Source organism: Streptomyces griseiscabiei, assembly GCF_020010925.1.
Taxonomy (GTDB): Bacteria; Actinomycetota; Actinomycetes; order Streptomycetales; family Streptomycetaceae; genus Streptomyces; species Streptomyces griseiscabiei.
The window spans coordinates 1,735,834-1,753,110 of sequence record NZ_JAGJBZ010000001.1 but is presented as its reverse complement, the minus strand read 5'-3'; the positions used below and the strand labels follow the sequence as shown (position 1 = coordinate 1,753,110).

Sequence of the window (17,277 nt, the reverse complement as noted above, 5' to 3'; positions counted from 1 at the left end):
GTGCCGCCCCGGCGCCGCCCGACGAGCCAGGAGTCCTCGATGACCCTCCCCACCCCCGCCGCACGCGACCGCGTCCTCTCCCTTTCGCCCGCCGAACTCCCGGCGTACGTCTACGACCTGACGGCCCTGCGCGACCACGCGGCCCGGGTGCGCGCCGCTCTCCCCGAACGGGTCGAGCTGTACTACGCGGCCAAGGCCAACCCCGAGCCGGAGATCCTGGCCGCGCTCGGCCCGTACGTCGACGGCTACGAGGTGTCCTCCGGCGGCGAACTCGCCCATGTCGCCCGCGCCGTCCCGGGCCGCCCGCTCGCCTTCGGCGGCCCCGGCAAGACCCCGGCCGAGATCCGCGCCGCCCTGGAGCGGGGTGTCGAGCGCTTCCACATCGAGAGCGGGCACGACCTGCGCATGCTCGGCGAACTGGCACGCGAGGTCGCGCCGGCCACCCGGGTCGGCGTACTGCTCCGCTTCAACCTCACGGTGGCGGACGGTTCGCTCGCCGGCGTCCCCCTCGCGATGGGCGGCCGGCCCACCCCGTTCGGCCTGGACCCGGCGCAGGCACCGGATGTGCTCCGCCCCCTCACGGACGGCACCTATCCGCACCTCGAACTGCTCGGTGTCCACGCCCACCTGGCGAGCGGCCTCGACGCGCCCGAACAGCTCTCCGTCGCCCGCTCGATCGTGGCGTGGGCGACCGGACTCGGCGTCCCGCTCTCGGAGGTGAACGTCGGCGGCGGCATGTCCGTCGACTACACCCGTCCCGAGAGCCGCTTCGACTGGCAGACGTACGGCGAAGGCCTCGCCGAACTCGCCACGGCCCACCCGGAACTGACGCTGCGTATCGAACCGGGCCGGGCGCTCACCGCCTACTGCGGGTGGTACGCGACCGAGGTGCTGGACGTGAAGCACAGCCACGGCGAGGAGTTCGCCGTGGTCCGGGGCGGCACCCACCATCTGCGCACCCCGGCGACCAAGGGCCACGACCAGCCGTGCTCGGTCCTGCCGGTCGAGGAGTGGCCGTATCCCTGGCCGCGCCCGGCGGCGGCGGGGGAGTACCTGAGCCTCACCGGACAGCTCTGCACCCCGAAGGACCTCCTCGCCCGCGCGGCCCGCGCGCCGGGACTGCGGGCGGGGGACCGGGTGGTGTTCGCCCTCGCGGGCGCGTACGCCTGGAACATCTCGCACCACGACTTCCTGATGCACCCCCGCCCCGGCTTCCACTTCCTCGACTGACCGGAACCGGTTCGCCCGCCCGACCCTCTTCGGGGTGTGACCGTTGACAGGGGGGCCGGGCGGGCGCAGACTCATGCGCACAAGAGAGTGAAGTGAATTTCACCTGGCGAACACCTGGCGAACACGGTCGGAGTACTCACATGCACACCACTGTCGGCATCATCGGCGGCGGCCCGGCGGGGCTGCTCCTGGCCCGTCTGCTGCACAACGCGGGAATCGACAGTGTGGTTCTGGAACGCAAGGACCGCGCCTACGTCGAGCAGCGTCAGCGCGCCGGAATCCTGGAGCAGGCCACCGTCGACGTACTGCGCTCCGCGGGTGCGGGTGCCCGGCTGGACGCCGAGGGCATCCCGCACGACGGCATCGAACTGCGCTTCGACGGCCGCGCCCACCGCGTCGACTTCCCCGAGCTGACCGGCGGCCGCCGGGTGTGGGTCTACGCCCAGACCGAGGTCGTCAAGGACCTGATCGCCCTCCAGCTCGCCGACGGCGGCCCGCTGCTGTTCGAGGCCGAGGTGCACGGCGTGGACGGCGCGGACACCGACCGGCCCGCGATCCGCTACACCCACGAGGGCCGCGAGCAGACGCTGACCTGCGACTACGTGGTCGGCTGCGACGGCTTCCACGGCGTGGCCAAGGATGCCGTCCCCGAGGGGGTGCGCACGACGTACGAGCGGACGTACCCCTACTCCTGGCTGGGCATCCTCGCCGACGCGCCGCCGGTCTACGACGAGCTGATCTACGCGCACTCGGAGCGGGGCTTCGCGCTGGCGAGCATGCGGTCGCCGTCCGTGAGCCGTCTCTACCTCCAGGTCCTGAACGGCACCGACCCGGCCGACTGGTCCGACGAGCGGATCTGGGACGAGCTGGACGCCCGGTTCGCGCTCACCGGGAACCCCGACTGGCGGCTCCGGCGCGGGCCCGTCACCGCCAAGGCGGTCCTGCCGATGCGCAGCCATGTCACCGAGCCGATGCGCTACGGCCGGGTCTTCCTGGCCGGCGACGCCGCCCACATCGTGCCGCCCACCGGCGCCAAGGGGCTCAATCTGGCCGCCACCGACGTCATCGTGCTGGCCCGTGCCTTCGCCCGGCTCAAGGAGACCGGCTCGACCGAGCTGCTCGACGGCTACTCCGACACCTGTCTGCGCCGGGTCTGGCGGGCCGAGCACTTCTCCTGGTTCATGACCACGACCCTGCACGCCGACCCCGAACAGTCGCCGTTCGAGACGAGACTCCAGCGCTCACAGCTCGACCGCGTCGCGACCTCACGTCACGCCGCGGCCGAGCTGGCGGAGAACTACACGGGGCTGCCGCTGGACGGCGGGTCCTAGGGCCTGTCGTCACATTCCCGTCGTCGCCCGCAGGGCAGGCGGGAATGTGACGACAGGCCCTGGCGGTCGGAGTGGACGGTGTCGGCGGCCGGTGTCAGTGGGCGCCGAGGCCGCCGCTGCCGAAGGAGCCGCTGCCGCCCTTGCTCCAGCGCGGACGTTCCTTGTCCTCGCTGGGGCGGGAGCCCATGTTCCCGTGCACCTCGTACGGTGTCAGCCGGTAGTCGCTCTTGGGGATCTCGTCGGGTTCGCGGTTCAGCTGCTCCTCGCGGACGGGCCCGCCCTCGGGAATCCGGGGCTGCTCGTCCGGGCGCGGCCGGCGCGGCTCACGGGCCCGCACGCGGGCGCCCAGCCAGAGGGCGCCGATCAGCATGGCCACCACCACGACACCGGCCAGGAACGGTGCGATACCGCCCAGCACGCTACGTTCTGCGGCTATATCAGTCCATTCCATGTTCATAAGGGATGAATACCCCCAATCGGTCGAGTGAACCGATCCCTGTCCGGGCCGGTCCGCTGTCACGGCTCGTGCCCGGGTGCCCTGTCGGACGCGCCGGAAACGGAACCCGGCGGACCGCCTTCGAGGGCCGGTCCCGCCGGCCGCCGGATCCCGCCCGTGGAGTTTGGCCCGATCGCCTCCGGCTACCCGCCCGTGGTGACCTCGACGACGACATCCACGACATCCCAGCAGGAGCTCGTCCGGTTCCTGGAGGACCGCTTCGCGTGTGCGCAGGCCTGTACCGAATGCGCGCGGGCCTGCGCGCTGCGGGCGAGCCTCGCCGATCCGGACGGACCCGAGAGCCAGGAGCAGATGCGGCGCAAGGGCATCATGTGCGCGGAGGTGTGCGACGCCACGTGCAGGGTGCTCTCCGAGGAGGCGGGCCTCGACGAGGCCGGTATCCGCCTCCAGGTGGAGTGGTGCCGCACCGTGGCCCTGGAGTGCGCCCGCGCCTTCGACGCCTCTCCCGGCGCCGAGGACGGTGCCGAGGCCTGCCGCGCGTGCGCCCGGGCCTGCACGGACTTCCTCGCCACCCTGCGCTGAACCCGGGTGCGGGTGCGGGCGCCGCTCCCCTCCGTTCCTCCGCGGCTGTTCCCAATTACTGGAACACGTTCTAGCGTGTGCGCCGTCAGGTCGGCCTTGGGGAGCCTGGAGGCGCCGTGCACCTCGAATACACGCCCGAGCAGCAGCGGCTGCGCACCGAACTGCGCGCCTACTTCGCCGAGTTGGTCCCGGACGGTGCCTACACCCGGCACACCGACCCGGCGGCGCAGAAGCGCTTCTACCGCGCGACCATCCGCCGCCTCGGCGCCGACGGCTGGCTCGGTGTGGGCTGGCCCGAGGAGTACGGCGGACGCGGCCTGACCGCCATCGAGCAGTTCGTCTTCTTCGACGAGGCCGCCCAGGCGGGCGTCCCGCTGCCGCTGATGGCGCTCAACACCGTCGGCCCGACGATCATGCAGTTCGGCACCGAGGAGCAGAAGGCGTACTTCCTGCCGCGCATCCTCTCCGGCGAGCTGGACTTCGCCATCGGCTACAGCGAGCCGGACGCCGGCACGGACCTGGCCTCCCTCAAGACCCGAGCGGTGCGCGACGGCGACGAGTACGTCGTCAACGGCCAGAAGATCTGGACCACCAACGGCGACACGGCCGACTGGGTCTGGCTGGCGACCCGCACCGACCCGGACGCCCCGCCCCACAAGGGCATCACCATGCTCCTCGTCCCGACCACGGAACCCGGCTACTCCTGCACCCTCATCAACACCCTCGCCTCCCACGACACCACCGCCAGCTACTACGAGAACATCCGCGTCCCCGTCTCCCGCCGCGTCGGCGAGGAGAACAAGGGCTGGCGGCTGATCACCAACCAGCTCAACCACGAACGCGTCACCCTCGCCGCCCACGGCACCATGGCCATCCGCTCGCTGCACAACGTCCAGCGCTGGGCCATGGAGACCAAACTCGCCGACGGCCGCCGCGTCATCGACCTGCCCTGGGTCCGCCGCCGCCTCGCCCAGACCCACACCCGGCTCGACGCCCTCAAACTCCTCAACTGGCGCATGGTCAGCGCCCTCCAGGAGGGCACCCTCACCCCGCAGGACGCCTCCGCCGTCAAGGTCTACGGCTCCGAGGCCCGCCGCGACGCCTACGCCTGGCTGATGGAGATCGTCGCCACCGCCGGCGCCCTCAAGGAGGGCTCCGCGGGCGCGGTCCTCCACGGCGAACTCGAACGCGGCTACCGCTCGGCCGTCATCTTCACCTTCGGCGGCGGCAACAACGAGATCCAGCGCGAGATCATCTCGTGGATCGGCCTGGGGATGCCCCGAGTGCGGCGCTAGCCCGATGTGACGAGGATTTATAGTTGGCACAAAAGAGGGATAGTTGGCACCAAGATCACCGCCCCTTCTCAGAGGTGACGGCGCATTACTTCAATGCATGCCGCGCGGGCGGCTGTTGATCGGTCACGGGGGTAGGCCGCGCCGAGGTTCATCCCCTCGTCGGTCCTGATGGGCGGCTGCTGCCAGGCGAGACTCATCTGTGCGCCGGCTTCCGCGCGGGCGGTGGCGACGAGATTCGAGTACGGCCCTGCGACGGAGGACGCTTCGATCTGGAGCCATGCCTGGTGGAACGCCATGCGCGCCAGCAGACTGCTCACCTCGTCTGTGAGCTGCTGTCGCATGGAGGCCGAGGACTCCGGACGGCGCCGTATGCGGTACGGCATCTCCAGGTACTCCTCGACCGCTGTCAGGGCTTCGGCGAACGTCTTCGCCTGGTGCTCCCGTCTCGCCGCCCGCTGGTTGAGGGCGTACGTGAGGAAGGCGCCGAACACGGCGATGAATGGGACGATCAGCGCGGTGGTCTGAGACCAGGTCCACCCGCCGCTCGTCGCCGCTGTCGCCGCGATGACCTCCATGCACCACTCCCCGGCATGCTGTGCGGGGCGTCCTCAATCAGCCACTGACCGTCGTGCTCACCACCGGTGAGCCGCCAGTAGTGTTCGAGGAACAAGTGTGTGCGAACAATCTCGATGAGGTCCAGGAGTCCCTTCGAACTCGTCCACCGTCGCTCTTCCGAATCGAGCGGGTGCCAGAGACAGAGGGCGTCGTCGCCCGAGTACCGGTGCTTCGAGGGTGCCCCCGGTTTGGCGTGTACGCGCGGGAAATCCTGAGGCTTCTGGCCAAAGGTCGGGTAGAGCGGGTTTTCGTAGAACGTGATGCCTACGTCGATCGGTTCGTGCTCGCCGATGACGTCGAGTCCCGTGAGTTCGTATGTCAGTGAGCCAGGGCGGTACGTATGCCGGAGGGCGGAGCCGAAGCGCCGCCGAGCGTCGCGTTCGAGTGGGGCCCACCAGACAGGCTGGGCCCCGTACCAGATCGGCATGGCTCAGTTTCCCCAGGCCCGGGTGGGCGTGACGAGTCCGACGGCGAGTCCGAGGCCGGTGGCGGCCGTACCGCCCGAGCGGACTGTCGATGTCAGTCGGGCTGCTTCCTCCTGCGTGGCGTCCGCGTCTGGGACGAGTTCGGGGAGGACCTGGTGGAGGGCGTGCTGGGCACTGAGCGCGCGTCCGGCTGTTTCGTGCTCGATCGCGAGATCGACGTAGTCACGTGCGGTGCACAGCCGCTTGTGGACCTCGCGGCGCGTCATGTTCAGGGGAATGGGGCCGGCCACGCGCGCCGGGTCTGGTGTCGGGCCCTTGTCGATCTCGTCCGCCGCGTAGGTGAAGAAGACCTGGAGCGCGTTGATCAGCGGCATGGGCTCGTCGAGGCACCCGAGGCAGAGGGCCTTGATGTTCCAGGAGCACATGGGCTTGCTGTGCGTGCAGTTCCAGTGCTTCAGCAGCCGGACCGTACGGGCGAACACGACCTTCGTGTCCGTGATGGCCTTGAGCACCATCTGGGTGTGCGTGATCGGGTCGGCGCGGTCCCACTGGTCCGCGATCTTCGTGTTCGGGATGTACAGCCCACGGTCCGAGGGGTGCGGGAGCGCGGTCATGACGTCCGCGGTGAAGTCGTCCTGGCCCTGCGTGACAGGGTCGCCGAAGCGCACGAGGACGGCACGGCGGCGGCCCGCGACCTCTACGGTCAGCTTCGGGAACTCCGCGTCGAGGTCTTCATGGATCGCCTCACGGGCGATCTCCATGAGGGCCAGGGCGCTCTTCTTGCCCGGACCGTACGGCTCGGCGTCCTTCTTGGTGAGGACGACCCCGAGGTCGACGTCGGTCAGGGGCGTGTTCGCATCGCCGTGCGCGACGCTGCCGTTGAAGTAGGTGGTAGATCCGGGGAAAACCCGGCGTGCGGACGCAGCCAGGAGTCGTCGTCGGCGCTTGGCCTCGTCGAGTTCCTCGTCAGTCACCTGGATCTTGCGGCGTCCTTCGTCGAGGAGCTGCGCAAGGGATTCTTTGCGAACCATCGATACCTCCTTGCCCGCTGGTGGGAGACGAGGGGGACGTCTCCCACCAGCACGAGACCTGCTACTTCTCGCGGCGGACGCCCTTGAACGCGCCGCCTGCCTTCCCTCCCATGAAGCGGCCCTTGTCGCCGCGCTTCGTCCACGTGCCGGTCCGGGGATTGAGCACCTGACTCCGTCGGGAGACGCTGCCGCGTCGGAAGCCCCTGCCGGTGTTCGTAGCCATGACGCCACCACCATTCATCGGAGAACTATCTGATTGCGAGATCGGTACTGCTATCGATCTTGCAATTGGAAGGGTAGGGTCTCAATTCGACTTTCGCAAGTGGTACCTGATGTGGAAGTATGCGGGTGAGAGGAGGAGATCATGAGCGAGCGGAATGCAGCAGGACGGTTTGACGCGGTCGCGTTTCACACGGCCCTGGACCACACGCGTCAGGAGCGAGGTCTTCTCTGGAAGGACGTAGCTCAGGAAGCAGGCGTCAGCGCATCGACTTTGACGCGGCTGGCCCAGGGGCGCAGGCCGGACGTGGACGGACTTGCAGCCCTTGTCACCTGGGCGAACCTGAGCGCGGACGACTTTGTTCGCCGGACCGATGAGCCGCGTAGTCAGGACACGCTGACCAAGGTGGCTACGCATCTGCGGGGCGACCGCAACCTCACGCCTGAGGCTGCGGAAGCTCTCGAAGCCCTGATCGCCGTCGCCTACAAACAGTTGGTGACTGATCAGCCGGAGTAGGGGAGCTCCCTATGTCGTTGCGTCACGGCTTCAAGGCCGAAGCCAACCGCCTGGCGGTACAGATGCGGAGAGAGTTGGGGCTGCACCCTGCCTCGCCGCTTGCGCCTGCACGGCTCGCTGAACACTTGGCGATCCCGGTCAAGACATTCAGCTCCGCGATAGCGGACGACGCTCGGATCGAGCGACTTCTCACCACCGAGCAGGAAGCCGTGAGCGCACTCACTGTGCATGCAGGGACACGGCGACAGATCTGGGTGAACGACTCCCACGAGTCGGGGCGTCAAAACAGCTCGGCCGACCACGAAATCGCCCATGCGCTCCTGATGCATCCGCCTGGTCCGGCGCTCGATGTCCGCGGTTGTCGGCACTGGGACGGAGAGATCGAAGAAGAAGCGGACTGGCTGGCCGGCAACCTGCTGATCACCAACGAGGCAGCGTGGTCCATCGCCAGAAGAGGGCTCAGTCCTGAGGCGGCGATGCTTCGGTACGGCGTCAGCAGGCAGATGTTGACCTGGCGTATGAATAAGAGTGGCGCCAGCGGCCGCAGGGTTCGATCAGCCAGCTGAAGGTGCTTCGTCGGGCCTCAGGAGGTGCAAGTCGCGGGTTCGACGATTGGCGAGTCCGATCGCCCAAAGGGGGAGGCCCCCAGCCTCCATGAGAGGTCTCCAGCTTCGGGCTTCACCTGTCAGGCCGCGAGGGATCCCGGCTTCCGGGAACGATCGAGGGTGGCTCCCCTGGACACACGACGTTCATGTCGATAGGCAGTTGGCCTTTGCTCACGGATCTGGTGCGCGAGGCCTGGTGGAGTTCGGCGATCTGCACCAGCAGGCCGCGGGGCGTGAGGCGTCCGGCGTAGAGGGAGTTGAGGGCGCCGATCTCCGCGAGGCGTTCGGTGACCGCTCTGCTGGGATGTAGCGGGTCGATTCCCGGGTCGATCGCCTCAGCTCTCGGGATTCGCGAGAGCGTCAGGTGGGCTGGCCGCCCGCTGATTCTGACTGCCCAGCTCCCAGTGCAGATCTCCTGAGACGAGGGCCAAGCCCCAGGAGGCGAGGAATGTCGTCAATTCGTCGAGCGCAAGGAACAAAGCTTCAGGAGCGAGTCCACACTCGTGCGCGATCCGGTCCATGTCGGCACACCCGCGACCGGTTGAGGAGTCGGTGTGCGTCGCGAGGCAGAGGGCGGTCAGCCGCAGAGACGGGTCGCCGGGGCCCACGCGGCCACCTCTCGCCATACGTAGTGCCCAGTCGGCAGCGCTCCTGCGGTCTGGACGTGCGGGACGCTGAACAAACAGCCCGCCGTCGAGGATCTGGGCGCCCACTGCCCGGTCGGCAGAGCCCGGGGTAGCCGGCGTTCTGCGGAGCCACTGCGCCTGCTCCAACTCGCTCCACGGGAGCGGGCTGCGGCCAAGGTGAAGGCTGCGTAGGAGCCCAGGCGGCATCCGGGTCCTCCCTTCGGAGTCCATGCGCAGTGCGCACTGCACGGCGAGCAGCCTGGCTGCAGCCCCGGTGTGGCTGGGCAGGGCTGAGGCCAAGTAGCTGAGCATCTCCCGCACTCGGATCTGGTCGCCCGGCCCCTTCGGTCGTCGTTTGCGACGATGCGTGGCGGCGTCCGACGATGCCGCGGGCGCAGGGAGCAAGGTTTCCGGAACGACGGCGGCCTGTGCCGTCACGGACGCGCAGGCCGCACAGGCATCGGCGAGTCGCCAGAGCCGTCCGCTCCGCTCGCGGGCGAGAAGCAGATGGACGGGGCCGGCGCAGCCGCGGTGACGGGGGTGCCAGCGGCAACCTCGCTCGTGGCACTGGCAGGTGCGTAGGTATGACGGCAGGGAGTCGCGCCGGGCATGGCCGGCCAGATGTTCGAGCGCTGCGGAGCGCGCGGACACGGCAGCGGGCAACACGCCCCGGTGGTCGCACTGCTGACACACAAGCTGCGGCCCGCTAGAGCCTGGCCGCAGCTCCACCGTCCAGGCACGCCGCGTTGCCGGGCGTGTTGTGCAAAGCCTCATAGGGCGTGCTCCTCCCAATCCTGCCTCCGCACCGTTGTCCGCTCAGGAGAGAGCGACGGCCGCACACGGTAGTGCAGACCTCTGCCCTCGCGCCCGTGCCGCGACCTGGGGAAATAGGGCAGAGGTCTGCACTGACAGGGCAGGTATCTGCACCGTCGGATGGTCGGGTGACGATCTTTCCACCCGATCCGGACTTCGAGGCACTCCGCCTGGAGCTCGCACGCCTGCGGGCGGCCCGAGGATGGAGCTATGACCAGCTCGCCGACCGTAGTGGCCTTGCCAGGCGGACTCTCATCGAGATTGAGCAGGGCCGAACGATCGGTACGCTGAAAACCTGGCACGCCCTCGCGCACGCCCTGAGCACCCCGCTCGACGAGCTCTTCGCCACCCTGTGTAACGGGCACGAGCCTCCCGAGAAGATCGACGGCTGACCGCTTTCGGGACGGCCTTCACCAACCGCCCGAACGGGTGAACCCAAGTGAACGCGCGATCGCATTTTCGAAAACCAGTCTCACCCGATGCGGCACTTCGAGGGACACCTACGGTACGGGTACCCCTTGGACGGCGTGTCAGCTGACAAGTTCGCCCGCATGCGCTCCATGCCCCCTTCTCTTCGCCGTTGCGACGGCAGCCTCGTCCATGTTCGTGCGAGGCGTTCTCTACGTGTAAGCCACGACAGCGCCAGTCGTCTACTGCGTTGCGGTCAGAGTGACCGCTGCCGGGACTGCGGCAACCGAATCGAGTGGTACCACCGCACGAACGAGCGGCCTATCCGCCTGCACCCTCACGAGCTGCCTGCCGAGAGGGTGCCCGCTACCTGTCAATGGCACGTCAGCAGCGGCGTCGCTCATCCGGCGGGTGACGGCAGCAGTTGGTGCCGCCTGCCGCACGCCATGGTGTGCCCTGCCCGTCACGCTCTTCCAGCTGTGCCCGAACTGGCAGGACTGCGCCGCGCTCTGGCGGTCAACACCCGCCGCCTGATCGACAGCGGCGCCTTCGTTCCTCGTTCCATCCCGCCGACCACAGAAGCCTCACCGATGGACACTTGTCGGCCGGGCCGTCCCGTCGTCCAACTCCTGTACATCCGCTACCTCGCCAACCACCCGGTGGACGAGATCCAGTGCGTCGCCCAGACCCGACGCCGCCACCGCTGCGCACGTCCCCTGCTCACGCCCGAGACCCAGGCAGGTGTCTGGACTCTCGTGCCCCTCGCCACGCGGCACGGTCAACTTCCTCTGGCTGGAGCAGTCCTGGCCGTCTACGCGCTCACCGGCCTGGCCTATGCCGAACAACTGCGCTGGAGGGCCCAACGCTGCCCCGAGCACGCCGCCATTCCCACAGCCGCCGATGTGGCGGTAACCGAGTGGGAGCTCTTCGACCCGCTCATCCACCACGAGCACATCCACACCCGGCTCCCGACACTCACCCGACGGCAGGCTCCTGCCGGCCGGGGCAGGAAGGCGACGCAACCATGACCGCGCACCACGCGATCGAGATCACCCTGACCCGGCCTGCCACCGACTGCGAATTGCGCCGTGCGCGTCGTGTCGTGGCTCTGGCCGGCAACAGCGACGGCACCCGACTGCTGACCCTGCAGCGCGCCAGGACTCCTGGGCGTGCACTGCGAGCCCTTCGGCATCGACTCAACGGCGTCCTGCCCATCGATGTCCTGACCACCCATTACCCGGACCGACAGGGCTGTGTCCTGCTGAACTTCGCTCTCAGCCACACCGCCCGCACCACCATCCGCCAAGCTGCGGAAGCCTGCGGGCAACGGCCCCGGGACTTCCTGAGGCAGGCCGTCATCGACGCTGTCGCACAGCACAAAGAAGCGCGCGTCCGCCGGCTGATGACCCGGTTCGAAGGGCTGCTGGCCCAGCACACCCCGGAAGAACTGCTGGCCTGCGCAGCGGGCACTCTCCTCCGTCATGACAACCACCTGCTCAGCGGCCGCAGCCGGTCCTGCTCCACCCCTTCCTGAGGAGTCTTTTGTGCCTACCCCGACCGATGAGCAGGTCCAAGCCGCCGACACCTTCCGAGCAGGGCAGCATCTCGTTCTGCAGGCGGGGGCCGGTACCGGCAAGACCAGCACCCTCGCGATGCTCGCCGCCGGCACCAAACGACGCGGCTGTTACCTCGCCTTCAACAAGGACATTGCTCGCGACGCCGCCACACGCTTTCCCCGAACGGTGATGTGCAAGACCGCCCACGCGACCGCGTACGCAGCACTCGGCCACCGCTACGCGGGCCGACTCAACGGCCCCCGTCAGCCCGCCTGGAAGACCGGCCAGGCCCTTGGTATCATCCGGCCCATCCGCATCGGGGATCACGAGATCAGCCACAGGACGCTCTCCCACGCGGTGCTACGCGCCGTGACAGGCTTCTGCTACTCCGCAGACCGCGCCCTGGCCCGCCACCATGTGCCGCACCTTCGACGCCTGGCAACACGTGCCGAGCACGCCCAACTCGTCGACGAGGTACTACCGTTCGCGGCTAAGGCCTGGGCCGACCTGCAGACATTCGACCACGGTGCGGTCCGCTTCCAACACGACCACTACCTGAAGATGTGGGCCCTGACCCAGCCCAAGATCGAAGCGGACTTCCTCTTCCTCGACGAAGCCCAGGACACCAACCCCGTCCTGGAACAGGTCTTCGCCGCCCAGCGCGGCCACGCCCAACTCGTCATGGTCGGCGACTCGGCCCAGGCCATTTACGGCTGGCGCGGCGCCCGCGACGTGATGACCGACTTCGACGCCACCGCCCTCACTCTGACCCGCTCCTTTCGCTTCGGCCCCCTCCTCGCCGAACAAGCCAACCGCTGGCTCGAACTCGCCGAGGCACCCATCCGCCTGACCGGAAGCGAGACCATCCCCACCGAGGTCGGAGACGTGCCCAACCCAGACGCAGTGCTGTGCCGCACCAACATCGGCGCCATGGCCGAAGTCATGCGCCTCCTCTCCGAGGGACGCCGCGTCGCCCTGGCTCGCGGCGGGCACACGCTCGCCTCGCTGGCGCTCGCGGCTCGCGACCTCAAGGATGGACGCCGCACCAGCCACCCCGAACTCGTCCTCTTCGCCTCCTGGGGCGAAGTGCAGGACTACGCGACCTATGATCCGGCGGGCGGCGACCTCCAGCCCTTCGTCGACCTCGTCGACACGCACGGCCCCGACGCCATCCTGGCCGCAGTCGACGAACTCACCGACGAGGACCAAGCCGACGTCACCGTGTCCACAGCCCATAAGGCCAAAGGGCGTGAATGGCCAACCGTCCGGATCGGCGACGACTTCCCACCCCCCAAAGACACCGACCAACACGACGCCGAGGGCCATCCCATCCCGGAACCTGTCAACGACACCGACGCCCGCCTCGCATACGTCGCCGTCACGCGCGCACGCCGCCGACTCGACCTAGGCGGATTGTCCTGGATCAACACACATCCCGCGGCCTCAAGTCCCATTGGGGTTGCGGAACGCAGCCCACAGCACTGCCCCCAGTAACCAGTCGGCCCATGACTACCCCCAGGTAGCGAGACTCTCCTGCTGGCGTCCGGTAGCACGACGAGCTCGTTGGCGGCGTCGACCTGACACTGGAGTGCCAGCAGATTCTTCGTCTGCTGGTCGTACAGCGGTATCGCATCGCTGACCTGCGGACATAGCGGCCAAGGGAACTGATCTGTGTCGTTGGCCCGGGAATGGTCCGGATCGTTTTTGTCCGGGGCGGCTGCCCGGCGGCGGTAGTGGTCAGGCCCTGTGGCGACCGGTCGTACTCCCGGCCGGACGGTGGCACCAGCCAACACTGCCCGGCACGCTGAAGCCCGCACGTTGCTACCGCATTGCGACAATCCGCCGACCGTGGCCGCAGGCGGCGGCCAAGCGCTCGGATACGCACTCCCAACAAAATGATCTTCGAGGTGGTTGGATCACTATGGATCGTTGATCTGGGTGCGTGGGGCGGCTCGGCCCAAGCGGCGGGAAGTGGATGACGCCGCCTTCTAGGCCGAGCCGGTTGGGGCACGTGCCAAGACGGCGGAATACGTCCGCACGTCCCGCCGGACGGTGCCCCCTTGGAGGCTCCGCTCACTGGCGGGCGGTCGTCCTTCTCGGCATTTCCGCGCGGTGCGCGAAAGTGTTTCGTAACCGAGGAATTCCCGTCCTTGTCCCCGGTGTGAGAGTCGTGTCAGGGTGCCGGTCAGCAGGCAGGCCACCCTCGGTGGGGCATCCGAAACCTTTTCGTGACGGTTTCCGGTTCGCCTGCCTCACCCATGCCAATGGCATGCCGAGAGAAGAGAGGCACACCATGCGGGGAATCCCTGTCAGCGGAATTCTCGAAACTCCCATAATTCGAGGCGCCGTTGCGTTTGCGGTCACCGCGTCGGCGGCCCTGGGCCTCGCCGCATGCGGGACGTCGGGGCCGTCCACGACCTCGTCGGCGAAGGGCCTAACGATGTGGGCGCTCAACGACCAGACGATCCTGAAGGAGTCCGTCGACGCCTACAACAACGACCACCCGGACGAGAAGATCACCCTGAGGCTGTTCGCCAACGACGACTACAAGCAGAAGCTGCGCGTCGCCTTCGGTGCGAACCAGGCTCCGGACATCTTCTTCAGCTGGGGCGGCGGCGCGCTGAACGACTACGTCAAGGCGGGCAAGGTCGACACGCTGAGGGCGTCGGACGTGAAGGCCGACCGGTTCACCCCCAGTGTCATGCAGAGTGCCACCTTCGACGGCAAAGTTTATGGTGTGCCCGCCAACGGTCTCGCCCCTGTCGTCCTGTACTACAACAAAAAGGTGCTGGCCGACGCGGGCGTCGAGCCCCCGAAGACGTACGCCGATCTGCTGGCGGTCGTGAAGAAGTTGAAGGCGAAGGACGTTGTGCCGATGTCGCTCGCGGCGAACTCCAAGTGGCCGACGCTGATGTACGTGGAGTACCTGCTGGACCGCCAGGGCGGCTCCGACGTCTTCACGAAGATCGCCTCCGGTGACGCCTCGGCCTGGAAGGACCCCTCGGTCACCCAGGCCAACCAGTACCTGCAGGACCTGTCGAAGGCCGGCGCCTTCGGCGACAACGCTTCCTCCGTCAGCTACGACCAGGGCGCCTCCACGGCGCTGCTCTACACGGGCACGGCGGCGATGGAGGTGATGGGCACCTGGGAGTACGCCAACATCGCCAAGGCCGCGCCGGACTTCCTGAAGAAGGGCGACCTGGGCTACACCGCCTTCCCGACGCTGCCCGGCGGCGCCGGCAAGGTGGACAGCATCGTCGGCAACCCCTCGAACTTCCTGTCGCTGAACTCGGCCACCAAGAACAAGTCGGCCGCGCTGACGTACTTCAACGACTACGTTCTGAACGACTCCCAGGTCGACGCCTACCTCGCCGCCGGCAGTGTGCCGCCGGTCAATGGCCTGGAGTCGAAGCTGGCGACGGTGAAGTCGTCATCCGACAAGGCGTGGCTCACGTTCGTCTACGGCCTGGTGCAGAACGCGCCGAGCTTCCAGCTCTCCTGGGACCAGGCGCTGCCGTCAGACCAGGCCGACCCGCTGCTGACCAACACCGACAAATCGTTCCTGCGCCAGATCCCGCCCGCCGAGTTCGGCACGAACATGAGCAAGGCGACATCGTGACCACCGCTCTTCGAGCCGGCCGTGGGAGAGGCCGCCGCTCCAGCGGCCTCCTCATGGCTGCTCCCGCACTGCTCCTGTTCGGCCTGTTCGGCCTCGTCCCCCTCGTGGGCGTCGTGGCGCTCAGTCTTGCCCGCTGGGACGGCCTGGGCTCCGTCGGCTGGGCGGGCGTCGGCAACTGGAGCGCTGTCCTGACCGACGGTGCCACCTGGCAGGCGCTGTGGCTCACCCTCAAGGTGATGGTGATCAGCTGGCTGGTCCAGACGCCCGTCGCCCTGGTACTCGGCATCTTCCAGGCGCCCCGCGGGAGGCTGCGCGCCCTGTTCGCCGTACTGTTCTTCCTCCCGTTGCTGCTGTCCGCCGTGGCGATCGGCCTGACCTGGCAGGCGCTGCTCGACCCGTCCTTCGGCATCGGCGCCACGCCCGGACTGCACTGGCTGGCGAAGCCGCTGCTGGGCTCTCCGGACCTGGCCCTGTACACCGTGATCTTCGTGATCGCGTGGCAGTTCGTGCCGTTCCACGCCCTGCTCTATCAGGCCGGCATACGGCAGATCCCGACTGTCCTGTACGAGGCCGCCGCCCTTGACGGCGCCGGGCCGGCGACCCGGTTCCGGCGCATCACGCTTCCGCAGCTGAAGTACACGATGGTCACGTCCAGCACGCTCATGCTCGTCGGCTCGCTGACCTACTTCGACCTGATCTTCGTCCTGTCCGGCGGCACCGGCGGCCCGGGCACCGCCACCCGCGTCCTTCCTCTTTCCATGTACATCACCGGATTCCAGGCCCATGACATGGGCCGGGCCAGCGCCGTCGCCGCCCTCCTGGTGGTCTTCGGCCTCGGCCTGTCGCTGCTGACCACCCGCTTGTCCGGCTTCACCCGGATGGACAGCCAGCAGGAGGGCATGTGAGCACCATCGTCACCAAGACCCGCGATCCCCGTACCGGCAATGACCGGGAAGGTGCCGTCGAGCGCCCGGTAGCGGCCCCGCGGCCCGGATTCCGTCGGATCACGGCCGTCGGCGCGCTGTGGCGTGCCCTGACAGGCAGCGCCACGCTCTTGTGGGCGGCGTTGGTCGTCATACCCGTGTACTGGCTGGTGATCACCAGCCTGCGCAGCCGTGCCGACTTCACCGCCGACAGCCCACTGGCCCTGCCCGGCCACCCCACGCTCGACAACTACCGGACCGTCCTGGCAGGCGACTTCACGACTTACCTGCTCAACAGTGTCATCGTCACCGCGGCGACGGTCGTGATCGCTGTCGTCGTCGCCCTCATGGCTTCGTTCGCGATCGTCCGCAACGCCGGAAGCAAGCTTTCCCGCGTGTCCTTCCGGCTGTACCTGCTGGGACTGGCGATCCCCCTGCAGGCGGTGATCATCCCGGTGTACCTGCTGATCATCAGAATGAACCTGTACGACAGCCTGCTCGCGATCGTTCTGCCCTCGGCGGCGTTCGCGCTGCCGATCACCGTGATGATCCTGGTGAGCCTCCTGCGCGACGTGCCGCGCTCCCTGTTCGAGGCGATGATCGTGGACGGCGCCGGTGACTGGCGCATGCTCATCTCGCTCGCGGCGCCGCTGGCGCGCCCGGCGCTGATGACGGTCGCCGTCTACGACGGGCTGCAGGTCTGGAACGGCTTCCTCTTCCCGCTCATCCTCACCCAGAGCGGCGACAAAGCCGTACTGCCACTGGCGCTGACCCTCTACCGGGGGCAGTTCGGCATCGACGTACCGGCCACGATGGCCGCGGTGGTGCTCTCCACCCTGCCGATGCTCGCGCTGTTCATCCTCGCCCGCCGCCAGCTCGTCGCCGGCCTCACCGCCGGTTTCTCCAAGTAGCCCACTTTGTAGGGCGGTTCGCTTCGCGCGACGGCCGGCAGCGCGCCCGGTCCCGTCGGCATGCCCACGCACACCCCGCGCGCCCCCTCGCGCATCGGCCATCCCCGAGGAGTC

General features: G+C 68.3%; 17 protein-coding genes. 13 read left to right on the top strand and 4 right to left on the bottom strand.

Annotated elements, in window-relative coordinates:
- Positions 1–39: 39 nt before the first annotated feature.
- Together J8M51_RS07635 and J8M51_RS07630 are read left to right on the top strand one after the other, a co-directional pair.
- Positions 40–1,230 (top strand): type III PLP-dependent enzyme, encoded by a 1,191-nt coding sequence (locus tag J8M51_RS07635; protein WP_086757014.1) that lies wholly within the window; start codon positions 40–42, stop codon positions 1,228–1,230.
- Between the two features lie 140 nt (positions 1,231–1,370).
- Positions 1,371–2,561 (top strand): 4-hydroxybenzoate 3-monooxygenase, encoded by a 1,191-nt coding sequence (locus tag J8M51_RS07630; protein ID WP_086757013.1) that lies wholly within the window; start codon positions 1,371–1,373, stop codon positions 2,559–2,561.
- A gap of 94 nt (positions 2,562–2,655) precedes the next feature.
- Here J8M51_RS07630 and J8M51_RS07625 read toward each other — a convergent pair whose 3' ends face one another.
- On the bottom strand, positions 2,656–3,018 hold the full coding sequence (locus tag J8M51_RS07625; protein ID WP_086757011.1) for a DUF6479 family protein: 363 nt from the start codon (positions 3,016–3,018) through the stop codon (positions 2,656–2,658).
- 156 nt (positions 3,019–3,174) lie between these two features.
- Between J8M51_RS07625 and J8M51_RS07620 the strand changes: the two genes are divergently transcribed.
- On the top strand, positions 3,175–3,600 hold the full coding sequence (locus J8M51_RS07620) for a ferredoxin (protein ID WP_256965030.1): 426 nt from the start codon (positions 3,175–3,177) through the stop codon (positions 3,598–3,600).
- A gap of 116 nt (positions 3,601–3,716) precedes the next feature.
- Entirely contained in the window at positions 3,717–4,895 is a 1,179-nt protein-coding gene (locus tag J8M51_RS07615; RefSeq protein WP_086757009.1) for an acyl-CoA dehydrogenase family protein, read from the top strand.
- Between the two features lie 68 nt (positions 4,896–4,963).
- Here J8M51_RS07615 and J8M51_RS07610 read toward each other — a convergent pair whose 3' ends face one another.
- The 3 genes from J8M51_RS07610 to J8M51_RS07600 all read right to left on the bottom strand — a co-directional run bounded on the left by J8M51_RS07610 (position 4,964) and on the right by J8M51_RS07600 (position 7,189).
- Positions 4,964–5,470 (bottom strand): hypothetical protein, encoded by a 507-nt coding sequence (locus J8M51_RS07610; protein WP_086757007.1) that lies wholly within the window; start codon positions 5,468–5,470, stop codon positions 4,964–4,966.
- A gap of 470 nt (positions 5,471–5,940) precedes the next feature.
- The gene (locus J8M51_RS07605) at positions 5,941–6,966 is read right to left on the bottom strand and encodes a hypothetical protein (protein ID WP_086757006.1); all 1,026 of its coding nucleotides are present in this window, start codon (positions 6,964–6,966) and stop codon (positions 5,941–5,943) included.
- Positions 6,967–7,027: 61 nt separating this feature from the next.
- On the bottom strand, positions 7,028–7,189 hold the full coding sequence (locus tag J8M51_RS07600) for a hypothetical protein (RefSeq protein WP_179203165.1): 162 nt from the start codon (positions 7,187–7,189) through the stop codon (positions 7,028–7,030).
- A gap of 141 nt (positions 7,190–7,330) precedes the next feature.
- Between J8M51_RS07600 and J8M51_RS07595 the strand changes: the two genes are divergently transcribed.
- The 9 genes from J8M51_RS07595 (at position 7,331) to J8M51_RS07555 (ending at position 17,163) form a co-directional block, all read left to right on the top strand.
- Positions 7,331–7,702: a helix-turn-helix domain-containing protein gene (locus tag J8M51_RS07595; protein WP_086757004.1), complete on the top strand. Its 372-nt coding sequence runs from the start codon at positions 7,331–7,333 to the stop codon at positions 7,700–7,702.
- A gap of 11 nt (positions 7,703–7,713) precedes the next feature.
- Positions 7,714–8,268 carry an ImmA/IrrE family metallo-endopeptidase gene (locus J8M51_RS07590; protein ID WP_086757002.1) on the top strand — a complete coding sequence of 185 codons (555 nt, stop codon included), beginning with the start codon at positions 7,714–7,716 and terminating at the stop codon, positions 8,266–8,268.
- Between the two features lie 1,606 nt (positions 8,269–9,874).
- On the top strand, positions 9,875–10,138 hold the full coding sequence (locus tag J8M51_RS07585) for a helix-turn-helix transcriptional regulator (protein WP_086756999.1): 264 nt from the start codon (positions 9,875–9,877) through the stop codon (positions 10,136–10,138).
- An 87-nt stretch (positions 10,139–10,225) separates the two neighbouring features.
- A complete protein-coding gene (locus tag J8M51_RS07580; protein WP_317852975.1) occupies positions 10,226–11,182 on the top strand; it encodes a DUF6083 domain-containing protein in 957 nt (318 codons plus the stop codon).
- Positions 11,179–11,688, top strand: coding sequence for a hypothetical protein (locus J8M51_RS07575; protein WP_086756997.1), 510 nt, complete (start codon positions 11,179–11,181; stop codon positions 11,686–11,688). The genes J8M51_RS07580 and J8M51_RS07575 overlap by 4 nt, the downstream gene beginning before the upstream one ends.
- Positions 11,689–11,698: 10 nt before the next feature.
- Positions 11,699–13,204, top strand: a complete 1,506-nt coding sequence (locus J8M51_RS07570) for a UvrD-helicase domain-containing protein (RefSeq protein ID WP_086756996.1) — start codon at positions 11,699–11,701, stop codon at positions 13,202–13,204.
- A 946-nt stretch (positions 13,205–14,150) separates the two neighbouring features.
- Positions 14,151–15,329 carry an extracellular solute-binding protein gene (locus J8M51_RS07565; protein ID WP_179203152.1) on the top strand — a complete coding sequence of 393 codons (1,179 nt, stop codon included), beginning with the start codon at positions 14,151–14,153 and terminating at the stop codon, positions 15,327–15,329.
- A gap of 53 nt (positions 15,330–15,382) precedes the next feature.
- Entirely contained in the window at positions 15,383–16,234 is an 852-nt protein-coding gene (locus tag J8M51_RS07560) for a carbohydrate ABC transporter permease (RefSeq protein ID WP_086756779.1), read from the top strand.
- Positions 16,231–17,163 carry a carbohydrate ABC transporter permease gene (locus tag J8M51_RS07555; RefSeq protein ID WP_086756781.1) on the top strand — a complete coding sequence of 311 codons (933 nt, stop codon included), beginning with the start codon at positions 16,231–16,233 and terminating at the stop codon, positions 17,161–17,163. The genes J8M51_RS07560 and J8M51_RS07555 overlap by 4 nt, the downstream gene beginning before the upstream one ends.
- Positions 17,164–17,277 lie beyond the last annotated feature (114 nt).

Excerpts from the sequence above, each read along its gene's own strand:
- J8M51_RS07610 (WP_086757007.1), bottom strand. The coding sequence starts at position 5,470 with ATGGAGGTCATCGCGGCGACAGCGGCGACGAGCGGCGGGTGGACCTGG.
- J8M51_RS07575 (WP_086756997.1), top strand. The coding sequence starts at position 11,179 with ATGACCGCGCACCACGCGATCGAGATCACCCTGACCCGGCCTGCCACC.
- J8M51_RS07600 (WP_179203165.1), bottom strand. The coding sequence starts at position 7,189 with ATGGCTACGAACACCGGCAGGGGCTTCCGACGCGGCAGCGTCTCCCGA.
- J8M51_RS07630 (WP_086757013.1), top strand. The coding sequence starts at position 1,371 with ATGCACACCACTGTCGGCATCATCGGCGGCGGCCCGGCGGGGCTGCTC.
- J8M51_RS07565 (WP_179203152.1), top strand. The coding sequence starts at position 14,151 with ATGTGGGCGCTCAACGACCAGACGATCCTGAAGGAGTCCGTCGACGCC.
- J8M51_RS07560 (WP_086756779.1), top strand. The coding sequence starts at position 15,383 with ATGGCTGCTCCCGCACTGCTCCTGTTCGGCCTGTTCGGCCTCGTCCCC.
- J8M51_RS07605 (WP_086757006.1), bottom strand. The coding sequence starts at position 6,966 with ATGGTTCGCAAAGAATCCCTTGCGCAGCTCCTCGACGAAGGACGCCGC.
- J8M51_RS07595 (WP_086757004.1), top strand. The coding sequence starts at position 7,331 with ATGAGCGAGCGGAATGCAGCAGGACGGTTTGACGCGGTCGCGTTTCAC.
- J8M51_RS07625 (WP_086757011.1), bottom strand. The coding sequence starts at position 3,018 with ATGAACATGGAATGGACTGATATAGCCGCAGAACGTAGCGTGCTGGGC.
- J8M51_RS07635 (WP_086757014.1), top strand. The coding sequence starts at position 40 with ATGACCCTCCCCACCCCCGCCGCACGCGACCGCGTCCTCTCCCTTTCG.
- J8M51_RS07580 (WP_317852975.1), top strand. The coding sequence starts at position 10,226 with ATGCGGCACTTCGAGGGACACCTACGGTACGGGTACCCCTTGGACGGC.
- J8M51_RS07590 (WP_086757002.1), top strand. The coding sequence starts at position 7,714 with ATGTCGTTGCGTCACGGCTTCAAGGCCGAAGCCAACCGCCTGGCGGTA.